We start from the raw sequence: 21,157 nt of genomic DNA, 5'->3' as shown, positions 1-21,157 counted from the left end.
CTAGAGCTCCGCACTGACATTCGAACGACAGCCGAACGGGCGACCCCGGGCACGCCTCATGCCGACGCGGACGGGGTGCCGGCAGGGCTCTGGAAGCCGCCGGCCCGGAAATCTTCGCTGGGCTTCAATGCCGTGGGGAGCCAGAGCTCTCCGGCGGCCTTCAGCAGCGCGCTGTCTTCCCAGGTGAACTGTGGCGTGTCCGCTGGCACCATGCCCAGGATCGCAGCGGAGCTCAGCTGAAGCATCTCGGCGACATGGCTGCTGTCCAGGCTCGCGGCGGTGAAAGCGGACGCGGTGAAAGTGACCTGGACCAGTCTCCAGCCCCCGCCGTAACGCCGACAGGTTTCGAACTCATTGCGCGTGAGGTGGAAGCTTCCGCCAGTCGAAGGGCCAGCCCCCTTGACCTCGATTCGGTCGACTGGCTCTTTTCGGACCTCGAGGTCGTAGCCGTAGGCGTCCGAAATGCGTGAGACCTGGACGACTTCCCGGCGCTCCCGGCGCAGCGCAGACAGGACGGCTGCTTCCGCGGCGTCGCCGAGGATCTGCCGCACCTCCTCCTGCCGCGCATGGTTCATCTGCGTGCCGATGGCCAGGAGCAAGGCGTCCAGATCCGGCTCCAGCCATCGCAGCGCCCTCAGGTCGGCTTCTGGGATGTAGTCGCGGAGCACTCGGCCCGAGCGCACTGCGAGCGTGAGCCACAGTGGCGGAGCAGCGGACATCAGGACGCGTGCCGTCTCGCGGAGTCCGGCCGCCTCGCCGAGCTCGACCAGGCGAAGCAGGGGCGAGGCGAGGCGGATCCCCTCCTCGTCGTGCGCCAGCCCCCCGGCCACAAGAGACTGGGCCGTGGCCTGAAGGTTCAGTGAGCGGGTCAGGTGGGATTCCTGCATCCTCGCGGCCCGTACCCACTCCTCTGCGTCTGCGCGGGGGGCGCGTACGGCGGTGTGGGCGAGCAGCAGCGAGGCGAAGGTGGTCCCATGGCTGGGCAGGAGGGTCATCGCCGGCGGTTCAGCGCGTTGATCAGCGTGGTCGCGTCGTCCTCCTGGACTGGCCGCGCGTTGTCGTCGACATCGGGTTCGGGCAGTGCTGCGGTGACGAGGCCCGGGTCATTCATGAGGACGGCCAGGACTCGGATCTTCTCGCGGAGCCTGTCCTCGACGGTCTCGTCGATGGAGTCCTGGCTGAGCAGCAGGGTGAAGCGGGTGGTGACGTCGTCGCGCAGGCCCAGGCGGTGGATGCGGTCCTGGCTCTGCAGGTAGTGGCCGGCGTTGAAGGAACGGTCCAGGTAGACGGCGTGGTGGCACCAGTGGTGCAGGCTGACGCCTTCGCCGCAGGCGGCGGGGTTGGCGAGCAGGACCGTGCAGTCGGGGTCGTTGCGGAACCGGTCGAGCTCGTCGTCGCGGGTCAAGGCACCAGCTGGGGCCCCGTCCTCAGGCGGGACGCCGCCGTGGACCATGGCGGGCTGGAACTCCTTCAGCAGTTCGCTAAGGAGCTTGAGGTTGCGGACGAAGGTCGACCAGATGAGCACCTTCTCGTTCCGGGCCGCGGCGTCCCGGACGATCTGCTGGACTTCCTGGTACTTCCATGGCGTCTCGTACTCGGCGTACTGCTGGAGCAGGCGGGCCAGGGGCTCATCGTGGCGCGGTTCCAGGGGCGGGTGGGCGAACTCGTGCTGATCGTGCTCGTCTGACCCCGTCACGATCAGAGCTGGGTTCGTGGCGGCTTCCAGGAGGTACATCATGATCCGCCCGAGTCGGCCGAACTGGCGCCGGTCGTCGGTGGCGAGTCCGAACTCGCCTCGGTACCTGGACTCCAGCGCCTCATAGATGGCCTGCTGGATCGGTCCCATCGGCCTGGACACGACCGTGAACTCGGTCGGCGGCAGATCCAAGCCGGACTTGGGCGTGCGCACGAAGTAGCGCTCGATCGCCCGGCTGGTCTCGGCGACCACGTCAGGCTCGCGGCCGTCCTGCTCCGAGTAGGCACCCCGGGGCAGGATCCTGTGATCCTGCCCCGGGTACAGGAAGCGCATCGGCGCGACGAGGTCATGGGCGCCCTGAGGGGCCGGAGTGCCGGTGAGGACGTCACGGCGCCGGGCGGCGTAGGCGAGGTCGAGCACCGCGCGGCCGTGGACGCCCTGCTCGCCTCGCTTGATCCGGTGGGCCTCGTCGAGCACCACTTGGGTGGGCCTGCGGTCGATGTAGTCCCGGATCCGGTCGTAATCGGCCGCCACCCGGTTGTAGTTGGTCAGCAGGATGTCCGTGTCGTCGCGGATGAGCGTGCGAGAGCCCGTGTGGACGGCCATGTGCGGGACCGGGGTCAAGCAGGCAGCGGCATCCTCCTTCCACGCCTGGAACGCCGCGATCGGGGCGATGACGAGAAGCTGCTCGACGTGTCCGCGTGCCTGCCCGAGGGCGAAGCCGGCCAGCGCCACCGTCGTCTTGCCCGCACCGGGAACGGAGAAATCGGCTCCGTGAGGAAGCCGAAGCAGCCTTGCGAGATTCTCCAGTTGGAAGGGGCGCAACGTCCTGCGGAATCCTGCAGCCTCCAGCTCTACTGCCAGGCCCTCTGTCGTCACATCGTCGGTGTCGAGCAGAGCGCTCTCCCGCCTACGACGGTCCTCGGTCAAAACGCGGAGCTGGCGGGTGAGCGATTCGCCGAACTCGAAGGGCTGGCTGAAGCGCTTCCGCACCGTGGCGACGGTCTCCAGCTCAGCGAGGAAAACGTCGACACGCGCCTCGATCTCGTCGTGGGAACCGCCCACGATCCCCCTGGACAGGGCCTCCTGCAGTTGCGCCCAGGCACCGGCGCTCGCCTCCGGCCCCCGGCGCAGGATGACAAGTGGTCGATGCCGCCTGCGCTGCAGCTCCGCATGAATCACTGCTGCTCCCGAATCTCCGCCAACAACTGCTCCAACTGCAGGAGGTCGTCCTGGAAGGTCTCCTCATCCCACCCTGAGTGGGCCCGTGCCTTCGACAGCAGAGCAGGAACGCGCTGAAGCTCGGAAGCCGCCTTCTCGATCCGCTTGAAGGGGGCCTGGACTGTGTCCTGCTCGCGATTCCGCTCGTTGGCCTCGTGGGCGGCCAAGGTGACGGCGTTCGCCAGACTCTGCCCGACTCGTTCCATAGGAAGCGTCTGACCGCTCGGCAAAGTGATAACGCCCTCGGGTCGCTGGGTCACGACCAGAGTGAGCAGATCTTCCAGCGGAGTGTCGACTTCGTCGTCACCGTCCAGGAAGTCGCTGAGAACATCGTCCTCGACAGAAGTCGGCTGTGTACCGGCACGAGCCGCCTCGCGGGCGAGCTGGAGCGCCGGCTCGCGCCTCAACTCCGTCTCGACCAGCTCAGGTGCGGCGTCACAGCGCAGATGCCGCAGGTCGCGATAGTTGACTCCGGTGAGGATGCCCAGGAAGTAGGCGCTCTTGATTCCTTCTGCTTCCAGCGCCGGCTTGTTCCGGATGTGCTTGGCAAGCTCAGTGAACGCCGACTCGCTCTCGGTGAAGTCGATGTGCAGCCGCGTCCCCTGCGACCGATCCACGAGCTGGTGCACCAGCATCAACTTCTCGTGCTGCGCCCGTACATCGGAGACAGTGCGGCGCATCTGGGCGGCCACACGGTCCCAGTTCTTATCGGAGAGCTCGTACAGCTCCTCGATCATCATGGACTCATTGATCCACGAGTAGTCCTCCTTGAACTCGCGTGCCACCTGGAGCTCAGCCTCGAGGAGGAGGATTTCCGTCGCCGTGGCGTCCTGCGGAAGCACATAGCACTTCACGTACTGCCCCGACTTCTGTCCTTCGTCCTTGAACAGTGATCGCAGCGCGGCAGTGCGACGGTTGCCGTTGATCAGCACCCCGTCAGCGGTGATGATCGCGGGCTCCTGCTGTGTGCGCTCAAGAAGATCCGCTTTCAGGTCAGCGAACTTCGCCTGACCGCAGAGGATCTCGTACTGCGCCTCCTGAGCGTCCTCGCCCAGCGGGTCGGCCGTGAACAGATCCTCGCGCCCCAGGTCCCGAGCTGCCCTCTGCTGCTCCGCCCTGGTCCGATGGTTCAGCGTGGAGAACCGAACCCACTCCGTCTCCACCTCGACAAGCTCAAGAGACTTCTCCGTGCGCGGCCACGCCTGAACCGGGCTGCTTCCGATCCGAGACCGGTTGGCGAGCATCCTGCTGCGGTCGGGATCCAGTCCGGTGCTGTTCATCGCTCAACTCCTGTACGTGGTCGCTTGTCCGAGACCATAACGCGAGGCAATGACATTCCGGCGGGTTCGCCCCGTCTGCATGAACCCCACGTGACCGATGAAGGAGGGCGCCTCGTCTTCGGAAATCCCGAACGCGCTGAGCAGCAGAGCGGGGAAGTGCCGCTGGGTCGTGCCGTCCCAATTCCACTCCGTCCCGTCACCGTCCCCGTCGCGGTCTGGCATCACGTAGATGCAGGGAGGCGGAACGAGCACGCCGCCCAGGTTGGCAGCATGCGCCTGCTTGGGACACCGGCGCTCCGGGCCGCCGCACAAGTCGTTGTGAAAGATCACACCATCGACGGTGTCCGACCAGTCGCCGAAGAACCGGCGACGTAGACGGTTCGCTCCCTTGGCGAGGTGCTCTCCCGGCTGGTAGCTCAAGCCGTCGCAGAGCCACCAAAGGTAGGTCTCCGTGGCCCAATCGGGGGCGGTCCAGTCGATGCTGCCGTGATTCCCGTCGGGGCAGCCCTTCTGGATGATCGCCACATCGCCCAAGCCGTCGACCACCAAGCGGTAGACCGTGTCTTCCCCATACTTCGGGATCTCCAGTCTCCGGACGATGCCCTTGTCGACGAGGCCCTGCAGGAGGGACTTCAGGAACTCCTTGCGGTTGGCGACAGCCGCGCTCTTACGCCCGCGGATCTTCTCGATGACAGCTGGGAGAGCGCTAATGAACTCTGTCTCCGACAGGCCGTGCTGTGCCAGTACGTCAGCCTCGCTGCCGAGCTTTTCGATCAGCGTGACCACTGCATCGACGACATGCTCGGGCGGAGCGCCATCGTGGCGGCATGGTGCTGCGTTGCGGGCCTCCATGCCCGGTCCCCTCTCGAGATGCTCAGCCGATCAACCGGCGTAGCCCGAAGAGCTGCCCTGCAGCCACTGCGCCCGGCTCGACAAGTACTGCGGAGCCTGCAGTCAGCCCGGAATATTGACGCCAGCATGCCATGATCGGCCCCGCTGACCCTTGTAGATCATACGCGTCGCCCTGTCGAGGAGAGGGTCAACGGCTCAACCCCGCAAGCGGAACACTCTGATTCCGCAGCCCCAAGGACATCCGTGAATGCTTCAGGGCGCCGGGGACCCTGCCGCTGCCATACTGCGCGGCCTGATCCGCACACCCGCAGAACTAACGATCGGGGACGACGGCCCGGTCATCATCCCCATGAGCTTGCTGGCCGAAGCCGGCCTCGACGTGGGCAGCCGCGTGCTGGCCTACAGCGGAGGCGACGGCCGGATCGTGCTGCGCCGGGAAGACGACGCCGTCCAGGAGCTCAGCGAGCGCGGAACCTTGTCGTAGGCACCTGACCCGACGGATAACCTCGCAACATGACGGTGGGTTCTGAAGCATCACGCTTGGTAGTGCTGAGAGGGAACTCCGGTTCTGGGAAAACCTCGATTGCAGCAGGGATCCGCGCCCGGTTCGGGCGCGGGGTCGCTGTGGTCAGCCAGGACGTCATTCGGCGCGGTGTGCTCCAGGGGCAGGACGTGGCCAACGGCGCGAACATCGGCCTGATCGACCTCGTCGCCCGATACTCGCTGGAGCAGGGGTTCCACGTGGTCGTCGAGGGCATCCTCAGCGCGGCCCGCTACGAGACGATGCTGACGGCGCTGCTCCAGGACCACAGTGGCGTCTCCCACTGCTACTACCTCGACATCCCCTTCGAGGAAACCCTCACCAGGCACGCCACCAAACCGAACGCGAACGACTTCGGTGCCGACGAGATGCGCTCCTGGTACCGCCCGCTCGACCTGCTGACCACTGGGGTGGAGCAGATCATCCCGGCGGCCAGCTCGCTCCGGGCGAGCGTCGAGCAGATCCTGGACGACACCGGTCTCCTGCCGCATCCAATCGCCCCTCGCCCCGGCCGTGCCGCGACGACATCCCGGACGCGGTTCGGGCAGGATTCCTGACGCGAAACGCGCACACCCACCGGCGAGGAGCTGGCGATGCATACCCCCAGGGAATCGGACGCCCCCACGATCCTGAGCAACATCCCCGGCTCATTTCCCTGGAGCGTGTTCCACGACCGCCACCAGCAGCTGCTCAAGCAGATCCGCGAGGCCCTGCCGTACGGGCCCTGACCCCGAATCCACCGATGAATGACCTGTCCGAGGCCTGGACATAACGACGCGGATGCCCTCTGACCTGGGACGATGGGACTTCCTACAGAACCAAGTCGCCAGAACGAGAGAACATCCGCGAGATGCAATCCTGCCATGCCGCCACAGCGGTTTCCGCCGTCTTCGACGAGCCGAACCTGATCGCCGATGCCGGGCTGCTGTCGCTGGTCCGGCTGGCCGAGCGGGCCGGCCTGCGGCAACTGGCCGCGTCCGCGCTCCGCATCGAGGGCGCCGACAACAGCGGCGGAGCCAACCCGGCCGCCAAAGTGATGTCGCTGATCAGCGCGATGTGCGCGGGCGCGGACAGCATCGACGACGCGGCGCGGCTGCGGCACGGCGCGATGGACCGCGCCTTCACCTCGGTCCGCGCGCCCTCCACCCTGGGCACCTTCCTGCGCTCCTTCACCCACGGCCACAACCGCCAGCTCCACCGCGTTCACCGCGACTTCCTGGCCCGACTGGCCCGCAGCACCCCACTGCTGCCCGGCGCCGACACACTGATGTTCATCGACATCGACCCCACCCACCGCCGCGTGTACGGCCACGCCAAGCAGGGCGCGCAGGTCGGCCGCCTCAAGGGCCAGCGCACCCTGCACCCGATCCTGGCCACCCTGTCCACCCCGATCGCCCGGCCCGTGATCGGCGCGGTCCGCCTGCGCCGCGGCAAGGCCGCCGACGTCCGCGGAGCCGAGAGCTTCGTGAGCGAGGCCCTGGCCATAGCGAAGGAGACCGGCGGCACCGGGATCCGCCTGGTCCGCGCGGACAGCAAGTTCTACACCGCCGACGTGGTCGCCGCCTGCCGCCGGGCCGGCGCCCGATTCTCCCTGACCACCGGCATGAACCCCTCCATCGCGGGCGCGATCTCCCGCATCCCGCAGGAGTCCTGGACGGCGATCCGCTACCCGGACGCCTTCGTCGACCCCGACACCGGCGAGATGGTCTCCGACGCCGAGGTCGCCGAGATCCCCTACACCGCCTTCACCGGCCGAAGGAAGTCCGAGCACGTCACCGCCCGGCTGATCGTGCGCCGGGTCCGCCGATTGAACGCCGAAGTGGCCCAGGGTCAGGGCGAGTTGTTCACCGCCTGGCGTTACCACCCCGTCTTCACCGACAGCTCCTTCGCGGTGCTGCAGGCGGAACTGCACCACCGGCAGCACGCCGTGGTGGAGCAGGTGATCGCGGACGGGAAGTCCGGGCCTCTGGCCCACCTGCCGTCCGGGAACTTCCAGGCCAACGCCGCGTGGCTGACCCTGTGGGCGATGTCGCACAACCTGCTGCGGGCCGCCGGTGCGCTGACCTCGGTCTTCCACGCCAAGGCCACCACAGCGACCCTGCGCGCCCACCTGGTCCACGTCCCGGCCCGGCTCGCGCGCACCGCGCGCACCAAATTGACGGTGCATCTGCCCGAGCACTGGCCCTGGCGCGACGCCTTCACCGCCCTGTTCGAGGCCGTCCACTCCCCACCGCCGCGCCCGGCGGCCTGACCGCCACAAGATCCCGCACCGCGACGGCCCGACGGCCACCGGCGACAGCGCCACCAACCGCTCCCGACCCCGCACAACCCCTCGGACAGGCCGCGACCCGCGCACGGCGGCTACCGCACACCCTCAACCTGTTGCCCCCAGCGGCCGACCGTCCACGGGCAGGAGAGCAACCCCGAAATGATCAGCCGGTGGATTCGGGCTGACGGCTCGACCAGCTGGAACGCCTCGCGGCGGAATCCACCACCGGAGTGATCCAGCCGCTGGAGGCAGACGCGCAGGACCACGGCCGCTGGGCCCGCTGGAGTCGGCCCTACCTCGGTCTGCCGTGGACCGACGCACCGTTCCTGTGGGCCGAGAGCTACTTCTACCGTCGCCTGCTCTCCGCCACCGGATACTTCACGCCCGGTCCCATGCAGGGAATTGACCCCTTCGCCCCGTTCAAGGACGCCGAACTGCGCGGCCCCGCCGTCGAGGAGGAACTCTCCGCGCTGGACAGCATCACAGCCCTGGATCAGGACGAGCGGACAGCCGCCCTGCTCTCGTCCTCGCTCTGGGGCAATCGCGCCGACCTCAGCTTCCAGATCACCGCAGGACAATCCGATGCCCTCGGCACCGGCGGACTCCTGGCGGACGACCGTGCGGCCCTGAGCGCCCAGCTGCGTACCCGGCCGCCCGGGCGGGGCTGCCTGATCGCCGACAACTCGGCCCGCGAGCTGCTCCCGGACCTCGTCCTGCTCGACCACCTGCTGGCCTCCGGACTTGCCGCCACCGCGGTCCTCTACATCAAGCCCCATCCCTACTACGCGTCCGACGCCACAACCGCCGACACTTTCGCACGCTGGGCCTGCTGCTGGAGGTGACCCTCACACCCGCCAACGTGCACGACTCGATGGCAACCCCGGACCTGCTGGAGCGGTTCATGGACGCGCCGGGCCGGCTGCTGAGACTGGTCTGGGCCGACAGCGCCTACCAGGGCCCGGCCCTGGCACAGGCGTTCGCCCGACACGGGATGAAGGTCCAGGTCGTGCGGCGAGGCGAGGGGCAGGCGGGGTTCGTGGTGCTGGCACGTCGGTGGGTGGTGGAGCGGACTCTGGGCTGGCTCTCCCGGGCCCGCCGGCTCAACCGCGACCACGAGCGCCGCCCCGACCACCACGAGCAGATGGTGTGGTGGGCCGCCCTGGTCACCCTGACCCGCCGAATGGCACGCGAGCGGGTGCACTGGCCGGACCGGCGGTCCCAGCGGCTGGAGTCGTCACTGCCCTGAACACCCCGCCGCGCTCGCGCAGCAGCCAACCGCGCGCCTCCAGCGCATAGGCGCGGTGCCGCACCTTCTCCACCTCGTTCATCCGCGCCGCATCCCGCCCCAGCGCCCGCGTCAGCTCCTGCACGGTCACCGGCCCCGGCGCTGCGGCAGCCACCGCGAAGACCTGCCGGTAGACCCCCGACAACATGTCCCCGTCTAGGCCGGCCCGCCATGTCGGCGGCCGCGGATCACGACCCGCACCCACACCCGTCCCCACCGCCAGCGGCTCTCCCGCCGCAAGCACTGACGACAAGTCATCTGCCCTGACCTGCACGAACTCCGGTCCCGGGCCGCCCTCCACGCGCCGGGTGGAACCCTCACCCTCCTCAGCCAACGCGCGCATCACCTCCTCGCGGGCGATACACGCGTGGTCCACACGCTGCCGCGCCGCGGCAGCGTGCTCCTCGGCCTCCCGCACCGCCTCCAGCCAGGACTCGAGCTCTTCTCGCGCCCGCGCTTCACGACACTCCAGCAGAGCAATCACCGACGGCACCGCACACCTCGCCGGACAGAATCAACCGTCCGCTAGCTGCCCCGACCCGACCGCTACCACACCCACCCGCCCATAAAACCGCAGCTCATCGAGCTACAGCATGGTTCACCACCACGCTCTGAGAACCCCAGCTCTGGGATGCCGCGACCAAGGGGGTGGCCCTGGAATGGGCCCCGGGCGTCAGCCTCGTGACCTGGAATAGGCGAAACACCACCCCCTCTTCCCCACCGGGCACCGGTGCCGCCTCCGTGTGCCGGGCGACCAAGCGACGCAGCCGCTGCACCATGAGCCCCGATTCATCCACACAGACAGACGCAACACCATCGTCCGCCGCCCCTACAGCGGGTACCTCAATCAGCCAGTCGCAGGTCGTCCCAGCCCGCTCAATCGGCTTGGGAGCCACACGTCAACGGCCGTGACGACGCCCAGGTGGGGCAGCTGGCCGCTTCCGCGCAAGGCCGTCGCCACCAGGCACCCGACGCCCCCGTGGACACCCCTATGGACAGGCCCGTGGAAACCCCCGACCACAACCCGCGCTCATAGCAGGTTCCTGGACGCCCCGTCCAGTCCCCGGAACCCATCCAAACCGGGCAGCGGCCGGCACCGTTAGGTCCGCGACCAGCCCGGATCCAGTCCCCGCATAGTCCCCGCACACTGGATCAACGCGGCACGAATTGAACGCCCATGGGATGGAAATCGAAAAGGATGGGTATCGGAATTCATCCGAGACCCACCCCGACCTGCGTGTTCTGATCTGCGGAGAGCGAGGGATTCGAACCCTCGGTACGGGGTTACCGCACGACAGTTTTCAAGACTGTTCCCTTAGGCCGCTCGGGCAGCTCTCCTTGCGCGGGTGGTGAGATCCGCGCTCAGGGATCTTCTCATGAGTCGGGGGCTGTTGGGGAAGCAATTGGCCCCGTACGGCGGTGGTGCCGGGTGACGTACGGGGCCGGGCGCTGCGGTGGGGCGGGTGGAGCGGCGCTGCGGTGGGACGGGGTGGTGCTGCCCTGCGGTGGGCGGGTGCCGTCCGGGCCGCCTACTCGCCCCGGCCCTACTGGTCGCCCACGCGGGAGCCCAGGGTGACGCTGGTGGTGTGGGGCTTGCCGTCGCGGGTGTAGGTGACGGTGACGACGTCGCCGGGGTGGTGCGACCAGATCTCGCTGACCAGCGTCGGACCGCTGTCGATCTGGACGCCGCCGAGCTCGGTGATGATGTCGCCGGCCTTGAGGCCGGCCTTGTCGGCGGGGCCGCCGGGGGTGATCGCCGGGGTGCCCTGGACCGGGGCGGTGGCGATCTTGGCGCCGGCGCCCTGGTAGGTGTCGTCGCGCAGCACACCGATGATCGGGTAGGTCGGCTTGCCGGTCTTGATCAGCTGCTGGGCGACCCAACTGGCCTGGTTGATCGGGATCGCGAAGCCCAGGCCGATGCTGCCGGACTGGGCACCGGTGTCGCTGTTCTGCCCGGTCGACTGGATCGCCGAGTCGATGCCGATGACCTGCCCGGAGGCGTTCATCAACGGACCGCCGGAGTTGCCCGGGTTGATCGAGGCGTCGGTCTGCAGCGCGTTCATGTACGAGGTCTGCGCGCCGGTCTCGTCGCCGGAGGCGACCGGGCGGTTCTTGGCGCTGATGATGCCGGAGGTGACCGTCCCGGACAGGCCGAACGGGGCGCCGATGGCGATCGTGGTGTCGCCCACCGCGACCGCGTCGGAGTTGCCGAGGGCCAGCGGCACCAGCGGCTTCTTCGGCGTTCCGTCGATCTTGATCACCGCGACGTCGTAGCCGGAGGCGCGGCCGACGATGGTCGCCGGGTAGCTGGTGCCGTCGGAGAACTTCACCGACAGCTTGCCGCCGTTGTCCGAGGGGGCGACCACGTGGTTGTTGGTGAGGATGTGGCCGGCCGTGTCGAAGACGAAGCCGGTTCCGGTGCCGGACTCCTGCGAGTTGCTCGCCGAGATGGTCACCACGCTGGGCAGCGCCTTCGCCGCGATGCCGGCGATGCTGTTGGGCGACCGGCTGAGCGCCTTGGGGTCGGGGCTGGAGGACACGCTGGTGGTGCCGTTGGAGCTGTTGTGGGTCTCCACCGCGGCCCCGATGCCGCCGCCGATGCCGCCCGCGACCAGCGCGGTCACGGCGAGCAGCGCCAGCAGACCGCCGCGGCGCTTCTTGCGCGGCGGCGTGGTGCCGTAGGGGCCGTACGGGCCCTCGCCCGGCGTGGGGTAGGCCGCAGCCGGGTATCCGCCGTACGGCGGCGGGGGCTGGTTCGGGGGCTGCTCGCCACCGTAGGCCGGGGGCTGCTCGGCGGAGCCGTAGGCCGGGGGCTGCTGCGGGTACACCGGAGCGTCCGCCGGGAAGGCCGGAGGCTGGGGCTGCGACTGGGCTGAGGGCTGCGACTTGGCATAGGGCTGCTCGGGGTGCGCGGCCTGGACCGGGGCCGGCGGGAAGGCGGGAGCCTCCGGGACGGCGGGTGTGCCGGCCGCGGCACCTGCGGCAACCGGCAGCTGGGCGGTCGGCGCCTGAGCGGAAGGCTGCTCGGCATAGGGCTGCTGAGCGGAAGGCTGCTCGGCGAAGGACTGCTGAGCGGACGGCTGCTGGACGGACGGCGGCGGGAAACCCGCGAGCGTCGGGTCGACCGGCGGTGAGACCGGCTGGACGACGGTGTCGTCCGCGGCGTCAGTCGGCACGGCGCGCTCCTGCGCGTAGGGGGACGGCCCCGCGGCTTCCCCGTCGGCGGGAGCGGGCTGCTGCGACCCGGCGTACCCGCCCTCGTGCTCGGTACTCACGAATGACCTCCTCCTGAGGGACTTTCGTCCCAAGCATTGCCCACCCGTTGTCAGGGCATCGTAAGGGTCAGCCATGGGCTATTTCCCCTGACCGCATCTATAGCGCATGCATGTGAGAGCTTCCTTAGGCACCCCACAGCTACGCTCATCCGCGCCTCAGCCCAGTTTCATTCAAGGCCCCGGGCAGGACCCGGGCAGGACCCGGGCAGGACCCGGACAACCCGACCCCCGAGCTGCCGCCGCCGGAGCTTCGTCCAGGCAGCGCCGGAGCTTCGTCCAAGGCGACGCCGGGGCTCCGCCCGCCGGCCGGGGCTTCGTCCAAGCTGCGGACGGAGCCCTTGGCCCGCTGGTGGGGAGGCCCTACCATGACGATCGAACACATACGCGGGAGCTTGGACCATTCCAGGCTGAGAGGGCGCCGAACGGGGCGCCGACCGCTTGAACCTGACCGGGTAATGCCGGCGTAGGGAGCTGAGAGCGTCGTGACGTCCGTTTCATCTTCCCCTCCCCCTGTCCTCGAACAGGGACCCTCCGATGTTCGGGCCGAAGCCCCGCTCACCCTCGACACCAGGCCGCCGCGCGCCCTCGGCTTCCGGGACCAGGCCGCGTTCTGGACCAATCTCGGCGTCAGCCTGATCGGCTTTCAGAGCGCGGCGACCGTCCTGGTGGTCAACGGGAAGAACCTCTCCATCCCGGCCGCGCTGACCGCGGTCGTGGTCGGCACGGTGATCGGCTCGCTGATGCTGGGCATCGCCGCGGTGATCGGCACCCGGGCCGGTGCGCCGGCGATGGCGATCCTGCGCGGCCTGTTCGGCACCCGGCTCTCCTACCTCCCGACGGTGCTCAACATCGTCCAGTGCCTGGGCTGGGGCGTGTTCGAGCTGACCGTGATCGCGATGGGCGCCAACGCGCTCTTCGACGGCGGCCCGCACTGGCTGTACGTGCTGGCCGCCGGGGCGCTGACCACCGCGATGACGATCCGTCCGCTGGGCTCCATCGCCGTGCTGCGCAAGTACGTGGCGGTCGCGGTCGGCATCGCCATGCTGTTCTTCACGGTGGAGCTGCTGCGCCGCGGCGTGCCCGCGCCCAAGGACGGCAGCTGGTCCGGCTTCCTGCCGGCCGTGGACTCGGTGATCGCGGTCTCCATCTCCTTCGTGCCGCTGGCCGCCGACTACACCCGGCACGCGAAGAGCACCCGCAGCTCCTTCTGGGGCGCGTTCAGCGGCTACACCCTCTCCCAGGTCTGGTGCTACCTGGTCGGGCTGATCGCGCTGCTCCAGGTGGGCGGCGACGCCGACAAGATCTTCACCACCTTTATGGGGATCACCGCGGGCTGGCTGTTCTTCGCCGTGCTGGTGCTGCGGGAGGCGGACCAGTCCTTCGCCAACGTCTACTCGACGGCCATGTCGGTGCAGAACCTCTTCCCGAGGGTCGACCGCCGGATCCTGACCGTCGGCCTGGGCGCGCTGGTCACCGGGCTGGCACTGCTGGTCACCGACTTCAGCGGGTACGAGGCGTTCCTCGGCCTGATCGGGGCGGTGTTCGTGCCGCTGTCGGCGGTCCTGGCGGTGGACTTCTTCTTCGGCGCGGGGAAGCGGGAGGGAGGCTGGGATCTCAGCGAGGACGCGCCTACCCGCTGGCTGACGCTGGTGCCCTGGGCGGTGGGCTTCGTGGTCTATCAGCTGATCTACCCGGCCGAGCTGACCGGCTGGGCGAGCTGGTGGCCGACGTTCTGGGCCCATGCGCAGCACGCGCTGCACTTCCAGCCGCAGGTGTGGACCTCGGCGTCGCTGTTCTCCTTCGCCGTCCCCGCGCTGCTCACCTGGGCGCTGACCCCGCTGCTCCGCAAGGGTCACTGACCCCGGCCGTCGAACAGGGCCACTGAGCAGGGTCGTTAACCGGACACCTGGCCACTGTTCACCTGGGACAGCCGGGGTCCGGGCCGCGGACGATTTATCGTGGTGCCGTGTCCAACGTTCGACTCACCCCGGTTGTCCTTCCCAACCGCCAGGCCACACGTGTCGTCGCCCATCGGGGCGCCTCCGGCACCTTCGCCGAGCACACCCTCGCGGCCTACAAGCTGGCCATCGACCAGGGCGCCGACGCCCTCGAGTGCGATGTCCGGCTCACCGCCGACGGCCATCTGGTCTGTGTGCACGACCGGACGGTCGACCGGACCTCCAACGGCCGGGGGGTGGTGTCGACGCTGGAGCTGGCCCAGCTGTCCGAACTGGATTTCGGTTCCTGGAAGGGCGACCCGGTCGACTGGGCCGACGAGGAGCACACCGCCGTACTCACCCTGGAGCGGCTGCTGGAGCTGGCCACCAGCTCCGGCCGACGGGTCGAGCTCGCCATCGAGACCAAGCACCCCACCCGTTACGCGGGCCTCGTGGAGCGCAAACTCCTCGAACTGCTGCACCGATTCGATCTGGTCACCCCCAGCACCGGCGAGCGCTCCCCGGTCCGGATCATGAGCTTCTCCCAGCTCTCGCTGCGCCGGGTGCGCGAGCTGGCGCCCGCCGTCCCCACCGTCTACCTGACCGAACGGGTACCCCTGCGCTTCCGGGACGGCAGCCTCCCCTACGGGGCCAGGATCGCCGGCCCGGGCATCACGCTGGTCCGGGAGAACCCCGGGTACGTGGCCGCGCTGCACCGCGCCGGGCACCGGGTGCACGTCTGGACGGTGGACCGTCCCGAGGACGTGGAGCTGTGCCTGCGGCTGGGCGTGGAGGCCATCATCACCAATCATCCGCGCCAGGTACTTGACCAGCTGGGGCGTTAGTACCCACGATACGAAGTCCGGGAGAGCGCGATCTGACCGAGGCCCGGCGGGCGTACGCGGGCGCACCGGAATGGCTGGAATATCCCCCGGATCGCCATTCTTCACCACCCTTGATAAACCCTCAGTGACGGCCTGGCTACGCTTAGTGAAATGAGTGCCGAGGGTTCGATTTGTTGTGCCAAGAAGGCTGGTTGCGGTCCTTCTATTCTCGTTTCCGCTGTGCTCGCACCGGGCATTCACATCCTGGTTGACAGCTGAGGAGGAGGTCCGGGGGTGGCGCTGGTGGTAGCGCGAGATGTGCCGACTTCTTCGGCGACCATGGCCGTGCCGCATGGTCCGGAATGCGTGAGCGCCGCACGGCGGCGGCTGCGCAAGGACCTCGCCGGTCAGCAGGTACCCGATGTCGTCATCGACGACGCCGTCCTCATACTCTCCGAGCTCCTGAGCAACGCGTGCCGGCATGCCCGGCCGCTGGAACCGGTGCAGCTGCCGGTGCCGGTACTCGAGCTGGTGCAGGTGCCGGAGCAGCAGGACCACGATCCCGACGACCCGGACGGCCGCGACGACGGGCGGGTGGTCGTCGGCTGGGAGCTGCACAGCGACGGGCTGCTCACGGTCGAGGTCACCGACGGCGGCGGCCCGACCCGTCCCAGGCGCGGCAGCCCTTCGCTCACCGCGCGCGGCGGCCGGGGTCTCGGCATCGTCGGACAGCTGGCGAGCGACTGGGGCGTCAGGGACGCACCGGGCGAGGTGACGGTCTGGGCGGTGCTGCCGGTACGGGCCCGGCACGCCCGGCGCGGCGAGACCGAGCACTCGGCGACGAGCGCGGTCTGAACCTTGCGGGGTCCGAAACCGTCACCGGAGCCGCACCGGGCACCCGGCTGACGCCGGGACACCGGCGCGGCCGCGGTCGTCCGCGACGGCGGCTGAGCACCACTAGGCTCGGGGCGGAAAGTTGTGAGCCGCCCCACCGGGAGAATCCGCACCATGGCCAAGAAGCCCGCGAAGAAGGCGCCCGTGCGCGCCCAGTCCACCGCTGCCGCCACCGGGGAGATCCCGGTCGTCGGCGCGCGCGAAGCGTGCCCCTGCGGTTCGGGCCGCCGCTACAAGGCCTGCCACGGTCGCGAGGCCTCGCACGCGGTGCAGGAACTGGTGCAGCGTCCGTTCGAGGGACTGGCCGGCGAGGGCGACTGGGTCGCGCTGCGCGAGCTGGTCCCGGCCGCGACGGTGCCGCTGACGCTGACCGCCGAGGCCCTGGCCGGCGCCACCGGCGAGGTTCCCTCGGTGACCCTGGCGACGGTGCTGCCGATGGCCTGGCCGGCCCTGCGCCGCCAGGACGGCAGCGTGCTGCTCGGCCTGCAGACCCAGAGCTCCTCCGGCGACATCAGCCGGGACCTGGCCGACGCCCTGGTGCAGGCGCTCGCGGCCGAGCCGGGCACGCCCGTCCCGCCGCGCCGTCCGGCGCCCGGAACCCCGCGGCTGCAGGAGCTGCTGGACACCTCGGCGGCGTTCGAGCCGACCGTGCACACCGGCTTCGAGTACTGGCTGGAGGACTCGGAGGCGGCCACCGGCGAGGTCGCCGCCTCGCTGGAGGCCGCCAACGCCGAGGTCATCCCGACCGTCCGGCTGACCTCGGTGGACACCGCCTACTGGTGCTCGGTGCCGGACCGGAACCACCTGCGCTGGGTGATGCCGCACGCCGAGGAGCCGCTGCTGGACGCGCTGGCGCGGCTGGCCGCGGCCGACGAGGCCGGCCTGGGCGAGGGCACCAAGCTGGTCGGCTCCTTCCGTGCGCACGGGCTGACCGTGCCGGTGTGGGACCTCCCCTCGGAGATGACCGCGGACGACTGCGAGAAGCCGGCCGCGGCCTTCGTCGAGCGGCTGGCCGGCGCGCTGGCGCAGGACGCGCCCCTCAGCGCGGACGAGCGCCGGGCGCGCGCGGGCCTGGTGAACCGTCAGGTCACGCTGGGCTGACCGGCCTTTCCTGACCGTTCGTTTTCGGTCAGGCACATTCCGTGACAGAGCGCAGTGATGTGTGTCACAAATGCCTCTACTGAGGGGTATTCCCCGCCTTCCGCGGGCCCGGGGGAATTTGCTTGCGCGGGAAAACTTGTTACGGTTTAAACAGCTCAGTCGCTGGTGCATCCCCCGTCGCCAGCGGCTGAGCCTTCATTTTTTATGCGCTCATCAGCAGCCCGGTCAGTAGGCCAGTCGTTCGCCGTCCGGGGTGGCGGCGCTCGCCGCGACCAGGGCGCTCATCAGCTGGCCCACCCCCGGCAGCCAGGGCGCCGCTGATCCCTCGTCAGCCTCGTCAGGCTCGGGCTCGCGGACCCAGCGCACCCCGCCGGTCCCGGTCCTGGACGGCGGCAGCACCGCGTAGCCGCCGGTGCCGTGGTAGCGCAGGCTGGTCGGCACCCACTCCTGGGCGATCAGCAGTTCGGCCAACTCCTGCATCGTGTACGGCGCCACCAGCAGCACATACCTGGTCGGCGTCGCGATCACCGGACCGGTTCTGATCCGCAGGGTGTCGAAGTACTCCAGCACCAGCACCCCGGCCGCCGCGGGCAGGCTCACCGCCGACACCCGCCCGCCGGTGGCGAGCAGCACCGGCGCGTCCGGGCGCCGCCCCCACCACCAGCGCACCATCCGCGGATCGGTGGTCGCGGCGAGCAGCGACGGCTCGTACGGATGCGCCCCGGGCGTGGGGCAGTCGGGACGTGGGCAATCGCAGCCGTCCCGGCCGGCGGCGGCGCCGGGCAGCACCGGCCAGTCCCAGTCGACGGCGCAGGTCAGCGCCGTCGCCAGCAGCAGCGGACGCTCCCGGCGGCGGAGGAATGCAGTGAGGACCCCGCGCATGAGCACTCGTTCCTTTCCGTGAGCCAGTCAAGGATCGGTACGTGATCTCGCGCAAAAAGAAGCGCACCACGCCCGACGCGCGTTTGGAACCTGGCGAGGGGGTGGCGCAGGGTGGCGATTGAACCGCCATCCGTACCAGGCTTGTACCCCGGAAGCTGGTCACTGCCCCAGGAATTTCTGCGTGGTCTCCCGCGTCACCCGTCGAGCGTCACCCATCGTCAGGATCGACGCAGCAGAACGGGTTCCGGTTCCACCGTTCGGGTCGTCCCGGGCCGTTGGCCGTGACCGTTCGTGCCGTCGGCCGTGACCGTTCAGGCCGTTGGCCGTGACCAGCCGGGCAGTTGCACCCGTTGGCATGTCCGGAACGGCCCGCACCGGGGCGTCGGTACTCGTACGATCCGGGGATGGATGCGCAGCAGGAACCGGCACGCAACGGGGCGGCCGGTCAGGACGAACCACCACCACTGGAACCACTGGCGGCCGTGGCCGCCACGGCTGCTGACGCGCCGTCGGCCGTCGCGGTGGTGATCCCGGCCCACAACGAGGCCTCCCGGATCGCGCTGACCGTGCTCGCCGCGCGCCGGCTGCCGGGGGTGGACCTGGTGATCGTGGTGGACGCGGCCTCGACCGACTCGACGGCGCGGGTCGCCGAGGAGTCGGGGGCGGTGGTGGTCCGACTCGGGACCAAGGTCGGCCGGACCGCGGCGCTGCTGCGCGGGATCAGCCAGGTCGCCGACGTCGACCTGGCCGGAGCCGCGCCCAGACACCTGCTGCTGCTCGACGCCGACCTGCAGCAGAGCGCTGCCGAGGCGGTCCGGCTGCTGGATCCGGTGCGCACCGGAACGGCCGATCTGGTCCTGGCCGGGGCCGAACCGGCCGAGGCCGCGGCGGTACGGGGCGCGGCCCGGTTCGCACGCCGGGGCATCGAGCGCGCGACCGGCTTCGCCGCCACCCGTCCGCTCGCCGCGGAACTGTGTCTGACCAGGGCCGCCTTCACCGCCGCCGAGCCGCTGTCGGAGGGCTCGGGGGCCGGCCCCGGTCTGATCATCGACCTGCTGCGGAAGGGGTTCCGGGTGCAGGAGGTCGCCGTCCCCTGGGACCACCGGGCCAGCCGCCGGGGGCTCAGCGCCCGGCTGCGGGAAGCCCGCAGACGCCGCGAGGTGCGCCGGGCGCTGGCTTCGCGCTGACCGGGCGTCAGCCATGACCCGAAAAACGAACAGACGGCCGATCACATTCGGTAACGTTTTTGGGCTGGGGAATCGGGCAATGACACCAATCATCCGACAGCCCGCAGTTCTGGACATCACCCGATCGGTATGTGTAGAAGTGAGTCATTAATTGCCGTATGGCATGACATGGGGGTGCAGGATGACTAATCCCAGACAAACGACACCATCATCCCCGACTGCCTACCGCTCACTCTGCGTTACCCCATTCGGTGCGAAGGGCGTACGACATGGCTGAGTCACCCTCCCCCCGCGCCAGCCAGACCCTCGGCGGCCAGACCCTCGACGGCCAAGGCCCCGACGGGCAGACCCTTGATGGCCAAGGCCTCGGCGGCCAGACCCTCGACGGTCAGGGCCTCGGCGAGCCGCCCCTCGGGTTCCCGAGCCCGGCCGCCCCGCCGCAGCCGGCGGCCAGGCGCAGCGCGGCGCCGGCCACGGAGGCCGAGCCGCCCGCCGAGCCGATCGCCGACCCGCTGACCGACCTCACCCTGCTCTACGAGCTGACCGAACGCCTCACCGCCGCCGCCGACCTGGACGAGGCGCTGCACGGAGTGCTGCAGGCCGGGGCCGCCATCCTCGGCGCCCAGCGCGGCATGCTGCTGCTCACCTCGAACGCCGACCCGCACACCCGCCACACCAGCCGGCCCTCGGCCACCTTCGGCACCGTCGACTCCCCCGGCATCACCGTCGGCTTCGGCCTGGACCGGCCCGCGCTGGGCGCGCTGGAGACCGTGCCGCGCGACAGCGGCCCGTACGCCGGACTGCTGCACGGCGAGGCCTCGGTGCTCAACCCGGGCCCGCTCGCGGTCGGCGCCGCACACACCACCGGTGAAGCAGGCAGCACCGACGGCGTCGGCGGGCGCTTCCGGGAGGTCGCCGCGCACCTCGGCATCGGCGCCTCCTACGCCCTCCCGCTGACCACCCCGGACTCCGGCGGTGAGCCCTTCGGAGCCGCCGTCTGGTTCTACGACGCCCCGACCGCGCCCAGCGAGCACGCGCAGCGGCTGGCCGGCCTCTACTGCTCCGCCGCGTCCCGGCTGATCACCAAGGAGATCGAGCGGGACCGGCTCCGCCGCACCGCCGACACCCTGCGCCGCGGGCTGCTCCCGGACCGGCTCCCCCGGGTGCCCGGGCTCCGGCTCGCCGCCCGCTGCCTGCCCGCCGGGCTCGACCTCTCCGCGGGCAGCGACTGGTACGACGCGCTCTCGCTCCCGGACGGCGGCCTCGCCCTCAGCGTCGGCAGCGTCACCGGCGGCGGGCCCGACTCCGCCGCCGCGATGGGCCGGATCCGGGCCGCGCTGCGCGCCTACGCCGTGCTGGAGGGGGAGGACCCGGTGGCGGTCCTCGGCGACCTGGAACTGCTGCTCAAGGCCACCGAGCCGGCCCGTACCGCGACCGCCCTCTATGTCTACCTGGACCCGCGCAGCCGGCAGTTGTCGCTGGCCGGGGCCGGGCAGTGCCCGCCGCTGCTGGTCACCTCCTTCGGCGCGAGCTTCGTGGAGACCACGCTGTCCGCGCCGCTGGGCATGCTCAGCTGCTGGGAGGCCCCCGGGGTGGAACTCAGGGCCGACCGCGGCGACCTGCTGCTGCTCTACACCGAGGGCCTGGCCCGCCGCTGCGGCAAGTCGCTGCACGCCGGGCAGGCCAGGCTGCGCTCGGCCGCGGCCGCCGCGCCGCGGGAGGCCCGGCAGGACCCGGAGCGGTTCTGCGCCCACCTGCTCAGCAGCTGCCTCGGCGGCTCGGACCAGCAGAGCGACGCCGGCACAGGCCCGGACGACATCGTGCTGCTGGCGGCCCGGTTCGAGTAGCCGGCGCCGGGGTCGTTCGAGCAGCCGCAACCAGGGTCCCCGGACCCCTGGCCCAGCTGTGTCCAA

18 protein-coding genes, 1 tRNA gene and 1 riboswitch are annotated in these 21,157 nt (G+C 70.1%); of the genes, 12 read left to right on the top strand and 7 right to left on the bottom strand.

The genetic code is table 11. The annotated features are described in order from the left end of the window. Positions 1–56: 56 nt before the first annotated feature. The 4 genes from ACXKR8_RS26505 to ACXKR8_RS26490 are packed head-to-tail and all read right to left on the bottom strand — an operon-like array spanning position 57 to position 5,049. Complete coding sequence (locus tag ACXKR8_RS26505) at positions 57–995, bottom strand: protein NO VEIN domain-containing protein (protein ID WP_458267080.1); 939 nt, start codon at positions 993–995, stop codon at positions 57–59. Then, on the bottom strand, positions 992–2,878 hold the full coding sequence (locus tag ACXKR8_RS26500; protein ID WP_458267079.1) for a DEAD/DEAH box helicase: 1,887 nt from the start codon (positions 2,876–2,878) through the stop codon (positions 992–994). Before ACXKR8_RS26500 ends, ACXKR8_RS26505 begins: the two co-directional genes overlap by 4 nt. Then, positions 2,875–4,197, bottom strand: coding sequence for a hypothetical protein (locus tag ACXKR8_RS26495; RefSeq protein ID WP_458267078.1), 1,323 nt, complete (start codon positions 4,195–4,197; stop codon positions 2,875–2,877). The genes ACXKR8_RS26500 and ACXKR8_RS26495 overlap by 4 nt, the downstream gene beginning before the upstream one ends. A gap of 3 nt (positions 4,198–4,200) precedes the next feature. Continuing rightward, a complete protein-coding gene (locus tag ACXKR8_RS26490; RefSeq protein ID WP_458267077.1) occupies positions 4,201–5,049 on the bottom strand; it encodes a hypothetical protein in 849 nt (282 codons plus the stop codon). 247 nt (positions 5,050–5,296) lie between these two features. Between ACXKR8_RS26490 and ACXKR8_RS26485 the strand changes: the two genes are divergently transcribed. The 6 genes from ACXKR8_RS26485 (at position 5,297) to ACXKR8_RS26460 (ending at position 9,105) form a co-directional block, all read left to right on the top strand. After that, the gene (locus tag ACXKR8_RS26485) at positions 5,297–5,533 is read left to right on the top strand and encodes an AbrB/MazE/SpoVT family DNA-binding domain-containing protein (RefSeq protein ID WP_458267076.1); all 237 of its coding nucleotides are present in this window, start codon (positions 5,297–5,299) and stop codon (positions 5,531–5,533) included. 29 nt (positions 5,534–5,562) lie between these two features. After that, positions 5,563–6,147, top strand: coding sequence for an AAA family ATPase (locus tag ACXKR8_RS26480; RefSeq protein WP_458267075.1), 585 nt, complete (start codon positions 5,563–5,565; stop codon positions 6,145–6,147). Between the two features lie 36 nt (positions 6,148–6,183). Continuing rightward, positions 6,184–6,318, top strand: coding sequence for a hypothetical protein (locus ACXKR8_RS26475; protein WP_458267074.1), 135 nt, complete (start codon positions 6,184–6,186; stop codon positions 6,316–6,318). A gap of 122 nt (positions 6,319–6,440) precedes the next feature. Further along, positions 6,441–7,841: an IS1380 family transposase gene (locus ACXKR8_RS26470; protein ID WP_458266600.1), complete on the top strand. Its 1,401-nt coding sequence runs from the start codon at positions 6,441–6,443 to the stop codon at positions 7,839–7,841. A gap of 248 nt (positions 7,842–8,089) precedes the next feature. Next, positions 8,090–8,701 (top strand): ARMT1-like domain-containing protein, encoded by a 612-nt coding sequence (locus tag ACXKR8_RS26465; RefSeq protein ID WP_458267073.1) that lies wholly within the window; start codon positions 8,090–8,092, stop codon positions 8,699–8,701. Further along, entirely contained in the window at positions 8,698–9,105 is a 408-nt protein-coding gene (locus tag ACXKR8_RS26460) for a transposase (RefSeq protein ID WP_458267072.1), read from the top strand. The genes ACXKR8_RS26465 and ACXKR8_RS26460 overlap by 4 nt, the downstream gene beginning before the upstream one ends. Before the next feature lie 1,289 nt (positions 9,106–10,394). On the opposite strand, the gene ACXKR8_RS26455 is transcribed toward ACXKR8_RS26460, so the two are convergent. After that, positions 10,395–10,482 (bottom strand) — tRNA-Ser (locus ACXKR8_RS26455). Between the two features lie 206 nt (positions 10,483–10,688). Then, the gene (locus ACXKR8_RS26450; RefSeq protein ID WP_458267071.1) at positions 10,689–12,419 is read right to left on the bottom strand and encodes a S1C family serine protease; all 1,731 of its coding nucleotides are present in this window, start codon (positions 12,417–12,419) and stop codon (positions 10,689–10,691) included. A 374-nt stretch (positions 12,420–12,793) separates the two neighbouring features. Further along, positions 12,794–12,907: riboswitch (TPP riboswitch) on the top strand. Here ACXKR8_RS26450 and ACXKR8_RS26445 point away from each other — a divergent pair. The 4 genes from ACXKR8_RS26445 to ACXKR8_RS26430 all read left to right on the top strand — a co-directional run bounded on the left by ACXKR8_RS26445 (position 12,902) and on the right by ACXKR8_RS26430 (position 17,175). Next, positions 12,902–14,278: a purine-cytosine permease family protein gene (locus tag ACXKR8_RS26445; protein WP_458267070.1), complete on the top strand. Its 1,377-nt coding sequence runs from the start codon at positions 12,902–12,904 to the stop codon at positions 14,276–14,278. It overlaps the preceding riboswitch by 6 nt. Positions 14,279–14,385: 107 nt before the next feature. Continuing rightward, the gene (locus ACXKR8_RS26440; protein WP_458267069.1) at positions 14,386–15,201 is read left to right on the top strand and encodes a glycerophosphodiester phosphodiesterase; all 816 of its coding nucleotides are present in this window, start codon (positions 14,386–14,388) and stop codon (positions 15,199–15,201) included. Positions 15,202–15,474: 273 nt separating this feature from the next. After that, the gene (locus ACXKR8_RS26435; RefSeq protein ID WP_458267068.1) at positions 15,475–16,035 is read left to right on the top strand and encodes an ATP-binding protein; all 561 of its coding nucleotides are present in this window, start codon (positions 15,475–15,477) and stop codon (positions 16,033–16,035) included. A 153-nt stretch (positions 16,036–16,188) separates the two neighbouring features. Further along, positions 16,189–17,175 (top strand): DUF5926 family protein, encoded by a 987-nt coding sequence (locus ACXKR8_RS26430; RefSeq protein WP_458267067.1) that lies wholly within the window; start codon positions 16,189–16,191, stop codon positions 17,173–17,175. A gap of 225 nt (positions 17,176–17,400) precedes the next feature. Here the strand turns inward: ACXKR8_RS26430 and ACXKR8_RS26425 are convergent, their stop codons facing one another. Further along, the gene (locus ACXKR8_RS26425; protein ID WP_458267066.1) at positions 17,401–18,057 is read right to left on the bottom strand and encodes a bifunctional DNA primase/polymerase; all 657 of its coding nucleotides are present in this window, start codon (positions 18,055–18,057) and stop codon (positions 17,401–17,403) included. Positions 18,058–18,461: 404 nt separating this feature from the next. On the opposite strand from ACXKR8_RS26425, the gene ACXKR8_RS26420 reads away from it, so the two are divergent. Together ACXKR8_RS26420 and ACXKR8_RS26415 are read left to right on the top strand one after the other, a co-directional pair. Then, positions 18,462–19,244, top strand: coding sequence for a glycosyltransferase (locus ACXKR8_RS26420; RefSeq protein WP_458267065.1), 783 nt, complete (start codon positions 18,462–18,464; stop codon positions 19,242–19,244). A 269-nt stretch (positions 19,245–19,513) separates the two neighbouring features. Next, on the top strand, positions 19,514–21,091 hold the full coding sequence (locus ACXKR8_RS26415; RefSeq protein ID WP_458267064.1) for a PP2C family protein-serine/threonine phosphatase: 1,578 nt from the start codon (positions 19,514–19,516) through the stop codon (positions 21,089–21,091). The last annotated feature ends 66 nt before the right edge of the window (positions 21,092–21,157 follow it).

The sequence above is a fragment of the Streptacidiphilus sp. PAMC 29251 genome (assembly GCF_054208735.2).
This window is presented reverse-complemented; position numbering and strand designations above follow the sequence as displayed.